The sequence below is a fragment of the Pseudoalteromonas sp. S554 genome, from assembly GCF_005930865.1.
GTDB lineage: Bacteria > Pseudomonadota > Gammaproteobacteria > Enterobacterales > Alteromonadaceae > Pseudoalteromonas > Pseudoalteromonas marina.
In genome coordinates this window covers 1-12,243 of sequence record NZ_PNDV01000017.1, presented here as the reverse complement: position 1 = coordinate 12,243, position 12,243 = coordinate 1, and the positions used below count along the sequence as shown (strand labels likewise).

The 12,243-nt window shown below is 39.6% G+C and carries 9 protein-coding genes; 4 read left to right on the top strand and 5 right to left on the bottom strand.

What is annotated here, in order from left to right; all coding sequences use genetic code 11:
- Window positions 1–145 precede the first annotated feature (145 nt).
- The 3 genes from CWB65_RS04645 to CWB65_RS04635 all read right to left on the bottom strand — a co-directional run bounded on the left by CWB65_RS04645 (window position 146) and on the right by CWB65_RS04635 (window position 5,073).
- Window positions 146–814, bottom strand: coding sequence for a hypothetical protein (locus CWB65_RS04645; RefSeq protein WP_138740019.1), 669 nt, complete (start codon window positions 812–814; stop codon window positions 146–148).
- A gap of 435 nt (window positions 815–1,249) precedes the next feature.
- Entirely contained in the window at window positions 1,250–3,799 is a 2,550-nt protein-coding gene (locus CWB65_RS04640; RefSeq protein WP_008127447.1) for a glycoside hydrolase family 3 protein, read from the bottom strand.
- On the bottom strand, window positions 3,799–5,073 hold the full coding sequence (locus tag CWB65_RS04635; protein WP_006792235.1) for a sugar MFS transporter: 1,275 nt from the start codon (window positions 5,071–5,073) through the stop codon (window positions 3,799–3,801). The genes CWB65_RS04640 and CWB65_RS04635 overlap by 1 nt, the downstream gene beginning before the upstream one ends.
- 258 nt (window positions 5,074–5,331) lie before the next feature.
- Here CWB65_RS04635 and CWB65_RS04630 point away from each other — a divergent pair, with 258 nt between their 5' ends.
- From CWB65_RS04630 to CWB65_RS04620, 3 genes are read left to right on the top strand one after another with little or no spacing between them, the layout of a single operon-like run.
- Window positions 5,332–6,660, top strand: a complete 1,329-nt coding sequence (locus CWB65_RS04630) for a GH1 family beta-glucosidase (protein ID WP_008127443.1) — start codon at window positions 5,332–5,334, stop codon at window positions 6,658–6,660.
- Between the two features lie 53 nt (window positions 6,661–6,713).
- Window positions 6,714–8,051: a glycoside-pentoside-hexuronide (GPH):cation symporter gene (locus tag CWB65_RS04625; RefSeq protein ID WP_008127441.1), complete on the top strand. Its 1,338-nt coding sequence runs from the start codon at window positions 6,714–6,716 to the stop codon at window positions 8,049–8,051.
- 43 nt (window positions 8,052–8,094) lie between these two features.
- Complete coding sequence (locus CWB65_RS04620; protein WP_039036827.1) at window positions 8,095–9,096, top strand: LacI family DNA-binding transcriptional regulator; 1,002 nt, start codon at window positions 8,095–8,097, stop codon at window positions 9,094–9,096.
- A 47-nt stretch (window positions 9,097–9,143) separates the two neighbouring features.
- Here CWB65_RS04620 and CWB65_RS04615 read toward each other — a convergent pair whose 3' ends face one another.
- A complete protein-coding gene (locus CWB65_RS04615) occupies window positions 9,144–9,812 on the bottom strand; it encodes a DUF2987 domain-containing protein (protein ID WP_033025028.1) in 669 nt (222 codons plus the stop codon).
- On the bottom strand, window positions 9,805–10,614 hold the full coding sequence (locus CWB65_RS04610; protein ID WP_008127435.1) for a glucosaminidase domain-containing protein: 810 nt from the start codon (window positions 10,612–10,614) through the stop codon (window positions 9,805–9,807). The genes CWB65_RS04615 and CWB65_RS04610 overlap by 8 nt, the downstream gene beginning before the upstream one ends.
- A 169-nt stretch (window positions 10,615–10,783) precedes the next feature.
- On the opposite strand from CWB65_RS04610, the gene CWB65_RS04605 reads away from it, so the two are divergent.
- Window positions 10,784–12,076: an anti-phage deoxyguanosine triphosphatase gene (locus tag CWB65_RS04605; RefSeq protein WP_008127433.1), complete on the top strand. Its 1,293-nt coding sequence runs from the start codon at window positions 10,784–10,786 to the stop codon at window positions 12,074–12,076.
- Window positions 12,077–12,243: the final 167 nt, after the last annotated feature.

Sequence of the window (12,243 nt, the reverse complement as noted above, 5' to 3'; positions counted from 1 at the left end):
GAGTTCGACTGCTTTGATTTTGAAATTAACGGGTTATATCCAAGTCTTTCTAGGTTGGGTATATCTAGGCATGTTAGCCTCCTCAAAGTGATGAGGAGGTGTCCACTAAAACGGGTGAGGAGCACAGTCCCGCTTTAAATTCTTGTTATGTGGCAGTACTTAAAAGCTCACTATTTTTCTTACTCACTAAGCTCCAAAATGTACTTGAGACATTATAAAAACGGTACAAAGGATATATTAATATCAATAAAAAAGTAATCAAATCACCAAAATCTCGATCATCGTAGTAAAGGTCAGATGGGCGCTTAAGTGTAGGTAAAGAGTCTTCTGTTTTGTTTGCCTCAATCTCCAATTCATCTTTAGATAAATTAACAACCTGTTGATTAGAATCGTAACGATAAATGAAATAGTCATCAGACTCGGTTGAACCATATAGAGCCTTATCAGTAATCCCGACCAATACAATATTACTGATGATAGCTTCACCACCTTCTCGAGTAGGCCATAAATACCATTTATCAGGAATATCAATTGCTCCCATAGTGAGTCCATCATTTATGGGAAGTGACCAATAATCTGTTAAAGGTGGATCTACATCTCTAACAAATTGACAAACCAGAGCATTAACAATAACTGCCAGCAAAAAATAAGGAGCTAACTTTAATGGGAACCAAAAGAGTTGGTTAACTGTAATGTCAGTCTTTTTCTTTAGCAGCATAATTAACCGAGCAATTAACATCAGCGCGAGCCCAATAATACTTGCTACTAAGAAATAAAGAATCCCTACGATGATTAATTGAAAAAGAGGCCCCAAATTATACTCCTAGCCTGAATGCCACATAACAATTTAATAGTGCGCTCACTGCGCATATTTCTGCCGACTTAACGCTCATTTATCTACTTTTAACAAATTACCTAAGGTATTGCTATCACATAGTTTTCTAAATTTTTTAGGTAGAGTTAATAGAACCAATATGCGCGTGTCGCTTATTTTCATGAATATATGCGCAAAGCGTAGTTTCACCAATCAATTAAAGACGATATTTAGCCAAGCTCAACGACCGCTTTTCGCTCATAGCTGCCTGTCAGATCAAGTCTAAACCTATTTGCTTATACTGTCAGATCAGATATGAGCTACTACACTTAATTACTAAATAAAACTATTTGTGTATTTTGATTCATAAAAAAAGCCCTTCAAATGAAGGGCTTTACTACACACAACAATCTATTTATTTAATTTAGCATAGTCTTACTTACACTTAAGCGTAGCTTCATCTGCTTTGTTTGGTACAAATTTTATATCTGATACCGACACAGAGGCTTTACCTGAGCTGCGCAAACTAAATGGACTTGTTAAACTCGCAAAGTTTACGCCTTTATCAGCATAACATTTCAGGTCAATCGATACTGACTGCCATTTACTAAGTAAACTACTATCAACAACGTTAGCTAGGTTAATACTTTCACCACATTCACCCGAACACATTGCAAGTGAAAGCTCATTACCAAGCGCTTGATTCAGCTTTATGTCAAAACTAATTACGCCATTTGCTTCAACATAAGTAATAGTATCTTCAGCAAAGCTCGTTACTATTTCTGCGCTCGCTTTTTCACTACCGTTGAAATTAAACTGACGAGCATCTTCTTGTACAACCTTATCTTCAGTTCGGTATTTTATAGCGCCAAACTCATGGGTACTGCTCGACACATCTAACAATTCATCACCCGATTTTAGCAATAGACGCCATGGCGCAACCGGTGCTCCCACTAAAATATCCATACTGGTTAGTGATAAATTATCTAATTGCGAATTTTCATCTAAATTATCCGCAAGTATATTTTTATCGCCATAGGTTAAACCAAAGCCATACGGTAATAACGGCGAGTAACCTTTATCTCCCTTATTAACCGTTGTTTGAACTGCCGTTTTCGGCCATGAAAAAGAAAGTTTGCCTTTAAAATCGTGGTTAACACTACCGTCGGCTGTTTTTAGTAGCACATCGGCAACACCACCGCCTTCAGTACCAGGTAACCATGCTGCTACAAATGCATCAGACGCATTAAGTTCACTGTTTACCCACATTGGGCGACCAGAAATAAATACAGAAACAACGTTTATTCCTTGCGCTTTTAATGACTTTAACAGCGCTAACGATTTTTTATTGCCGCGCTCAAATTCAAGGTTATCTCTGTCACCATGACCCTCCGCGTAAGGTTCTTCACCAAATACAACAACGGCTACATCGGGTTTTTGCTCAAAAGAGCCATCATCACTGAGTGTAACTTTACCGCCTGCGGCAGTAACTTGCTCTTCTAAGCCTTTATAAATTGACGTGGCTCCTGGAAAGTCAGCATTTTTATTGTTAGTGCCCTGCCAAGTAATACTCCACCCACCAGACTGCTTACCGATATTATCGGCACCGTCACCGGTAATAAGTACATGTTGATTTGGCGAAAGCGGCAATAAGTCATTTTTATTTTTAAGAAGTACGAGTGACTCACGTACTGCTTGTCGTGCTACTTCACGGTGATCTTGTGCGCCAATTAATTCTGTTTTACCTGAATATAAACGGTTTGCTGGACTTGGCTTATCGAATAAACCTGCGCGTAGTTTTACACGCAATACACGTGCAACAGCATCATCAATACGCGCCATGCTAATCTCGCCAGATTTAACTTGGGCTATGGTATTTTCATATAGTGGTTTCCAAGCACCCGTTGGCACCATAAATATATCTAGCCCTGCATTAATAGCTTGTGGGCAGCTTTCGTTGGTACAGCCTTTTATTTGTCCATGTCCATTCCAGTCACCAACAACAAACCCGTCAAAACCCATGCGTGTTTTTAATACATCGGTCAGTAAATATTTATTACCGTGATTTTTAACACCGTTCCAACTGTTAAACGACGCCATTACAGACTGACTACCAGCCGATAACCCACCTACATAACCTTGTGCATGAATATCAAATAACGATTGCTCACTATCGATATTATTACCTTGATCGTCACCATCAACAGTACCGCCATCACCTAAAAAGTGCTTAACAGTACTAATTACCCGTTTATCACTTAAAAAGTCTTCATCGGCTTTACCTTGTAAGCCATTTACAATAGCTGCTGAATACTCACGCACTATTGCAGGGTCTTCAGAATAACCCTCATAGGTTCTACCCCAGCGATCGTCACGCACAACTGCAACGGTTGGCGCAAACACCCAATCAATACCTGTAGCCATAACTTCTACCGCGGTAACAGCTGCAATTTGTTCAATTAGGTCAGGATTATTAGCCGCACCCAAACCAATATTATGTGGAAATAATGTAGCACCAATCACATTATTATGACCATGTACTGCATCTGTTCCCCACATAGTAGGAATTTTGCTACCGTCTATTGAATCATCAATGGACGCTTGATACATTTTTTCAGCAAGGGCAACCCAATCTTGTGGAGTGGCATGTTTATCCCCATTAGGAAACGCCCCTCCACCATTTAAGTAAGAACCAAAACCGTATTTACGCATATCTTCAACGGTAATATCACGTATTTCAGGCTGAATCATTTGCGCTACTTTTTGCTCAAGCGTCATTGAGTTTAAATAACTCACTATTTGTGCTTCTATCTCTGCATCTTTTTTAACCGCAATATTGAGCTTGGGCCATATTTGTTCAGCATTAGCGTGCGCTTTAGCACTATCAGCTTGATTAGTATTGTCGTTTGAACAAGCTGTTAATGTGGTCACTGAAGCAACCAATGTTGCTAATGCAATTTTATTGAGCGTAAAACGTGTGTTCATTATAAAGTCTCCTTAGCTTGAACGGGTTTGCTGCCACTTAAGCCGTAAAATACGATGAATAGATAACATAAAATTGGTAAAGCATACGAAAGTTGAACCCCAACACTATCAGCAAGTGCACCTTGTAAAAGCGGCACAATTGCACCGCCTACAATTGCCAAACACAAAATGCCCGAACCTTGCGCTGTGTGCTTGCCTAAGCCATTTAGTGCAAGGCTAAAAATAGTAGGAAACATAATGGAGTTAAATAATCCAACTAATAATATTGACCACATTGCTAACTGACCAGATGTGCTCATGGCAATAACCACTAAAATAATAGCCATGGTTGCATTAAAACCAAGCACTTTACCGGCGGGAAGTTTTTGCATTACAGCCGCGCCAATAAAACGCCCAACCATTGCACCGCCAAAGTAATAGGTAATGTAATGAGCCGCGACATGTTCTTTTAATCCAGCAATATTTTCTTGCGCTAAAAAGCTAACTAAAAAACTACCAATCGCAACTTCCGCGCCCACATACATAAATATGCCTACCGCACCCAAAACAAGGTGGCGATACTGCCATGCACTCCCTTCAATGGTGTCTGATTTCTCGGCAGCTTCTTTTTGCTCGCTCATAATGTCAGGAAGCTTAAGCCATGCAAACACACCAGCTAATACAATTAGCATTGCAGCAAGCAGCAAGTAAGGAAGTTGAACTGATTCGGCATTTTGCGCCGGTGTTAAAAAAGCATCCGACGCTGAGCCTAGTATTAATAATGCACCAAAAGACGGTGCAACCGTGGTACCAAGCGCATTAAATGCCTGTGTTAATGTCAAACGAGAAGACGCTGTTTTTGCAGGACCTAATAAGCTTACGTATGGGTTTGCAGATACCTGTAATAAAGTAATTCCGCTTGCTAAAACAAACAGCGCAAACAAAAATACAGGATAGTTATGCATTTGTGCCGCTGGATAGAATAATACACACCCAACTGCAGCAATTAGTAACCCGACAACAATGCCGTTTTTATAACCCAGCTTTTTCACAATAAGCCCGCTGGGTATAGACATTAAAAAGTAAGCACCAAAAAAACAAAACTGCACAAGCATAGCCTGCACGTATGTTAAATCGAATACCGCTTTTAAATGCGGGATTAGAATGTCATTTAGGCAGGTAATAAAACCCCACATAAAAAATAGCGTTGTTAACGATGTAAGTGCAAATCCATAATTATTATCGCCTGTGTTTTGCGATTGTGTGTGTGTCGTTGTTGGTGCTGAACTAGCCATGTGCTCTCCGCAATTTATTATTATCGTTAACCTTCTCTGTATTGTTAATAAATTGGCGGCTAAGCCATGCTATTAAAGAGTTGACCTGAAGGTTAATTAACATTAATCTTAAAAATGTAAGCGCTTTCACAGCTAATTAAATACGAACACGTAACATAATTCAACAATTTTTATTTTTTTATCAAGTCGAGAGTAAGCTACGAGGCAGTAAATATCGGCGCTAAAAGTGCAATTTAGGTTTTAAAAGGTTTGTAACTAATGACTAAAATATCTTTACCAACTTGTTCACCTCTATTAACAAAAGAGTTTATTTATGGTGTAGCAACAGCGTCTTTCCAAATAGAAGGTGGATCAACTCATCGTCTGCCGTGTATCTGGGATACCTTTTGTGATACTCCAGGTAAAATAGCTGATAACTCAAATGGGCATGTTGCGTGCGATCATTACAATAATTGGAAAAAAGACATAGATTTAATCGAATCATTAGGAGTAGATGCTTACAGACTTTCTATTTCTTGGCCTCGTGTTATTACAAAAAGTGGTGAGCTTAACCCTGAAGGCGTAAAGTTTTACACCGACATCTTAGATGAACTGAAAAAGCGCAATATTAAAGCGTTTGTCACGTTATACCACTGGGATTTACCTCAACACCTTGAAGACGAAGGGGGTTGGTTAAATCGAGAAACAGCTTATGCGTTTGCTCACTATGTTGATTTAATTACTTTTGCATTCGGTGACCGGGTGCATTCATACGCTACCTTAAACGAACCCTTTTGCAGTGCTTTTTTAGGTTACGAAATTGGCATTCATGCGCCAGGGAAAGTGGGTAAACAATACGGGCGCAAAGCCGCCCACCATTTGTTATTAGCACATGGGCTTGCCATGACCGTATTAAAGCAAAACTCACCGACGACTTTAAACGGTATCGTGCTTAATTTTACTCCCTGCTATAGCATCTCTGAAGACCCTGATGACATTGCTGCAACTGCTTTTGCAGATGACTACTTAAACCAGTGGTACATGAAACCCATCATGGATGGTACATACCCAGCAATTATTGAACAATTACCTTCAGCACATCTGCCAGATATTCACGATGGTGACATGGCTATTATTTCGCAATCAATTGATTATTTGGGTATTAACTTTTACACCCGTCAATTTTATAAAGCGCACCCTACTGAAATATATGAGCCAATAGAGCCTACTGGCCCGCTAACCGATATGGGCTGGGAAATTTACCCTAAGTCGTTTACAGAGTTATTAGTCACACTTAACAATACCTATACCCTACCGCCTATTTTTATTACAGAAAATGGCGCAGCGATGCCCGACAGCTATAATAATGGTGAAATCAATGATGTAGATCGACTAGACTACTACAACAGTCACCTAAATGCCGTTCACAATGCAACAGAACAAGGTGTAAGAATTGACGGCTATTTTGCCTGGAGCCTAATGGATAACTTTGAATGGGCAGAAGGTTACTTAAAAAGATTTGGTATAGTTTATGTAGATTACAGCACACAGCAACGTACTATAAAAAATAGTGGCCTAGCCTATAAAGCATTAATCTCAAATAGATAAAAAAACGTATTTATTAACGCAACTAAAAAAACATAAAGCGAGATAAAGCAACCATGGTTAGTGTAAAAGAAAAAATAGCCTACGGATTAGGCGACACCGCCAGTAATATTATTTTCCAAACGGTAATGATGTTCCTAATGCTTTACTATACCGACGTGGTGGGCTTATCCCCCGCCGTTGTTGGTACTATGTTTTTAGCTGTTCGCATTTTTGACGCCGTAACCGACCCCCTAATGGGCAACCTAGCTGATAAAACACATACTCGCTGGGGACATTTTCGCCCTTACCTACTATGGCTTGCGCTCCCTTTTGCCATTATTAGTATTTTAGCGTTTACTACACCAGACTTAGAAGGCACTGACAAAATAATCTATGCCTTTAGCACCTATACCTTACTGATGGTTGCTTACACTGCTATTAATATACCTTATTGCGCACTCGGTGGTGTGTTAACCGCAGACGCAAAAGAACGCGTTACTATTCAATCGTACCGTTTTGTATTTGGGATGCTTGGTGGTGTTATTGTTGCTGGATGCACCATGCCAATGGTTGAATACTTTGGCCAGGGCGATAACGCTAAAGGTTACCAGCTAACCATGACCGCCATGAGTATTTTAGGCCTTGTGCTGTTTTTACTTTGCTTTTTAGGCACCAAAGAACGTATTCAACAACCCAAAGAACAAAACATCCCTTTTGCTAAAAGTATTCAAGCCCTAGTAAAAAACGATCAATGGCGTACCTTGTGTATTGCTGCATTTTTCTTGCTGACTGGCCAAGTGCTTAGGCTAACTCTGGCGGTTTATTACGTCAAATACTACCTCGGTCGGGAAGATTTAATCACTCTATTTATGACCCTAGGTGTAGTTGCTAGTATGATAGGTTGCGCAGTTGCACAGCCGCTAGCTGCGCGTTTTTGCAAAATAAAGGCCTACATCAGTTTACAACTTATCGCTGCAACTATTTGTGGATTTAGCTATTTTATTGGCAGTGAACAACTGGTTCTCGCGTTTGCTGCTTTTATTCTATGGAAATTCTTTTTAGATATGGCGACCCCACTCCTATGGGCAAAAATGGCTGACACCATAGATTATGGTCACGAAGTAACGGGATTACGGATTACGGGCTTAGTTTACTCCGGTGTTATATTTTTTATTAAGATGGGTGTTGCTGTTGGAGGTGCTATCGCAGGTTGGCTATTATCATTTTACAGTTATCAGGCTGATGTGACGCAAACAATGAGTACTCAGCAGGGAATTTTACTGTCGTTTACTGTACTACCAGCCCTAGGTTCCCTTTTTGTAGCATACACAATGAAAAAATATACATTAACTAACCAGGTTGTTGAAAATATTCAATCAAAGCTAACCACAGTCAACAACACTAAGGTATGATTTAGCTGATTAAGTTAAGGGTGAAAGCGAGTCAATAAGTAACATGGCAACAATTTATCAAGTATCAGAGCTTGCAGGTGTATCGTTAGCTACCGTCTCTCGGGTAATGAACAAAAACACAAAAGTAAGTGATAAAACAACTAAAAAAGTACTCGATGCAATGCAAACATTGGGTTACAAACCTAACTCAATAGCCCAATCTTTAGCATCAAACTGCACTAACAGTGTAGGTATTCTAGTATCTGAATTACATGGTCCTTTCTTCGCCCAGATGATGGCGGGGATTGAGTCTGAGCTTAGAGCTGCCGGTAAACACGTTATTATTACAACCGGCCACAGTGAAGAAGATAAAGAAAAAGAAGGCATCGACTTTTTAATTAGTAGGCGCTGCGACGCCATAATTTTGCATGTTGAAGCAGTGACCGACGAATACCTAATATCGCTCAGTAGAGGCACAACGCCTGTTTATTTAATGAGCCGCTACGTCGAAGAACTCAAAGAGCACTGCATTAGCTTAGATAACAAACTAGGCGGTTATTTAGCAACTAAATCGGTGTTAGAACAAGGCCATACCGAAATTGCTTATATTGCAGGCCCTCAGTTTAAGGCCGATGCTGCAAACCGTTTAGCTGGCCATAAACAAGCCCTCGAAGAAGCCAATATTACGTTTGATCCATCGCTCTATTTTGAAGGTGATTTTAACGAAACCGGGGGAAGTTCAGCGCTTGAGCACCTCATTAATAGTAAGCTAAATTTTACAGCTCTTGTGTGCGCAAACGACGAGATGGCCTCAGGTGCGATGAAGTATGCCCGTGAACACGGTTATCACCTACCCAACGATTTATCGATAGTCGGATTTGATAACGTAATATTTGCAAACTACCTCTACCCAACACTAACAACGATTGATAATCCGGTAGCTAAAATGGGTGAAATGGCCGCAAAACTTGTTCTTAAAGACGTATACCAAACAAAAAATATTAAAATAAATCGTTTTTTTGAACCCACACTAATGCAGCGTGACTCTTCAGCGCCACTAAAATAAAAAAGCGGCTAATGCCGCTTTATTATATTTAACTGCAACGTTTACCGTTACTTTGCAATCCAGGGAGTTACTTTTAATACATTACTAATTTCACCGAACGATTGGCTATCCTCTTCCCAGTTATCGTCAACATCAAAATAACAAATCGATTCCTCGCAGGTTACGTTTTCATCATTAATGCTTATTGGGTTTTTAAAGGTAACCGCCACACCTTTTTGCTCAGGTAATAAAAACCACATTAGCTTACTAACAAAAAAGCCTGACAAATCAGTTAGTAATTCGTCTAGCTCCTCGTTGATGGTATATAGCGCATGTTTTGAGAAAGCTAAATCGTCAAATTCGTTAGCTTCTATTTGTAGCTTTAACTGACAATCATGTTCAGGGTTTTGTGGCTCTATAACAATAACAGCTTTATCTGAATCAAGTTGCTTATCAAAAGGCAACAACAGCTGTGCGCTATCTGTGAAGTTAAGCGGATACTCGTTATTCTCTGTTAAAATGGTTCCGTTTTTTATTGAACATGCCTCGTTAGTTGCAATATCGCTTATATAAAAGTTGACACGGGCATATTGAAAATCCCCTTTATTAACTACTTTTAAACGGTCATAAAAACCATCGTACGACATTACAAACTCTCTGGCATTGGCGCTAAATGCACTAAAGCCCAACAAAAAAAGTAAACTCGCGTAAAAACAACCTGTCATGTATTTATTCATCAAAGTAAGCTCTGTTTTGTCTGATCATCGTATTTAATTCTTCTATATATGCCTCACCTCGCTCAGAGTAAGACATCAAACCATGGGTTAACTTGGTTGCTAATACTGGTTTTTTTTCACGGCGCAGGTTTTCACGTATGCCTCGTAACTCTTTGTAAGCGCCGTGGGTATTTATATTTCTGAAATAAGAGCTTACTGCAGCACGCACCGATTGAAATGCAGCGACTTCGTGTGCTGCGCCAGTGTTACGACGCTTTGGCACCATGCCGCAACCTTTTGAGTAACACCACTGACCAAAAAAATTCAGACCAATTCGCGCAAACCGAGAGGTCCCCCAAGCTGACTCATTTGCAGCTTGCATTAATGCCATTTCTTTAGGAATAATATCAACACGGCGCAAAGCCTGAGTTAGCACAAGTGTGTTAACGGTTTCCGGTAAACCATATTGTTTAAGGATTTTTACAATATCTTTGTTTTGTTTTTCTTCAAGCGATAGATTGTTTTCAAGCATCATGCGGGCTATTTCTAACTTGGCACGTTGTTGTAATATTTTTTTATTTTCAGCCTCAACATGGGGACGAATAAAATCAAAAAATGCGCGTTTTTTCTCTTTTACATCCGTAAATTCAGAAAATTTAGGCAACGTTACACTATGTAGCGGCTTTTCTTTTTTCTTCACTTTTTTAGGTTGTTCACTGGTGGTTTGATCTGCGCTATCGGTTTCATCACTTTGTACAAACGGGTACGTAAGTGCCCATATAAAAAGGATGGATAACAAAAACTGAAAGATAATCTTAAGCATGTATCGTCTCATTCAAACAACTATTTATGCATGGTACCTACACACGCATACGAACCCTTATTATACCTAAGCAACTATATAAACGCGAATTACAAAAATATGTTCATTCGCAATTTATAAGTGCATGGGTATACTAAACACTAAACAGGTTTAATGGTGGTTTAGCAGTATGGACAAAGTTTGGCAAAGTAGAATAATAGAGCAATATAAACACAGACCTAACGACAACCGATCTCCCTGGCAGGTTGACCGCTCAAGAATTATTCATGCAGCTGCATTTAGACGCTTACAAGCTAAAACACAAATTATGGGGATTGGCCTAAACGACTTTTATCGTACCCGTCTTACTCATTCGTTAGAGGTGTCACAAATTGGCACTGGTATTTTAAGGCACTTAAAGTCACAACATAGTGATTTTAGCCATTTTCCATCAACCGGTTTACTCGAAACACTCTGTTTGGCTCACGATATTGGCCACCCACCATTTGGCCACGGAGGTGAAATTGCTCTTAACTATATGATGCGAGACCATGGCGGCTTTGAAGGAAATGCTCAAACTTTACGAATAGTTGCAAAACTAGAGCCCTACAGTAATGGTTATGGTATGAACCTTACACGCCGTACATTACTCGGGTTTATTAAATACCCAGCATTTATAAACGAGTTGTGGCACACCATACCCGATACGCGTAACTCACGTGCTTTTATCAAAGCCGATGATTGGCGCCCTGCAAAAGGGTTATACCAAGACGACGCACACATATTTGACTGGATTGTTGAACCATTAAGCCAAAACGACAGAACGTTATTAAATACCCACGCAACAATAGATAAACACCGCGCTAAAACACTTTATAAATCCCTCGACAGCGCCATAATGGAACATGCCGACGATATAGCATACGCCGTGCACGATTTAGAAGACGCCATTGCAACCCGTGTTTTGACATTAGATGACTGGCAAACGCACGCACTTCCTCACTTGCAAGCGCTAAATTTTGAGTGGCTTAATACCTTGCTTGAAACGTTAACATCTCGACTATTTTCAAAAAATGATTTTGAACGAAAAGACGCCATAGGTGAGCTGGTAAACACCTTCATTATTCACATTCATCTAGACATACAAAACGAAGCATTTGAATGCCCTATTTTAAAATACACTGCTAAGTTGCACCCGGAGTATGAAAACGTACTACACATACTCAAGCACTTTGTATTTCAACGCTTAATTCGCGACCCTGAAATGCAACAGATTGAGTTTAAAGGGCAAAACCTACTGATTGAATTATTTACAGCGTTTGCAAGCGATCCGCTTCGTTTGTTACCCGAAACAACGCAAGCGCAATATATTGAGGCTCAAAAACATAACCAAGGCATGCGCATTATTTGTGACTACTTAAGTGGTATGAGTGATGAATACGCATATAAAACTTATCAGCGGTTATTTTTGCCTGCGCAGTAGTCAACAAACAGGTTTTTGGCTCCAAAATAAAGTTAATAAAAAAGCCGAGTAAATTTACTCGGCTTTTGTATTTTAAAATAAGGTAACGTTAACGCGTTTTATAGCTCTTTAACACCCATGTTATATAGCGTAAAACCAAACATATCTGCGAATAACTAAAAAAGCTA

Excerpts from the sequence above, each read along its gene's own strand:
- CWB65_RS04640 (WP_008127447.1), bottom strand. The coding sequence starts at position 3,799 with ATGAACACACGTTTTACGCTCAATAAAATTGCATTAGCAACATTGGTT.
- CWB65_RS04635 (WP_006792235.1), bottom strand. The coding sequence starts at position 5,073 with ATGGCTAGTTCAGCACCAACAACGACACACACACAATCGCAAAACACA.
- CWB65_RS04630 (WP_008127443.1), top strand. The coding sequence starts at position 5,332 with ATGACTAAAATATCTTTACCAACTTGTTCACCTCTATTAACAAAAGAG.
- CWB65_RS04625 (WP_008127441.1), top strand. The coding sequence starts at position 6,714 with ATGGTTAGTGTAAAAGAAAAAATAGCCTACGGATTAGGCGACACCGCC.
- CWB65_RS04620 (WP_039036827.1), top strand. The coding sequence starts at position 8,095 with ATGGCAACAATTTATCAAGTATCAGAGCTTGCAGGTGTATCGTTAGCT.
- CWB65_RS04615 (WP_033025028.1), bottom strand. The coding sequence starts at position 9,812 with ATGAATAAATACATGACAGGTTGTTTTTACGCGAGTTTACTTTTTTTG.
- CWB65_RS04610 (WP_008127435.1), bottom strand. The coding sequence starts at position 10,614 with ATGCTTAAGATTATCTTTCAGTTTTTGTTATCCATCCTTTTTATATGG.
- CWB65_RS04605 (WP_008127433.1), top strand. The coding sequence starts at position 10,784 with ATGGACAAAGTTTGGCAAAGTAGAATAATAGAGCAATATAAACACAGA.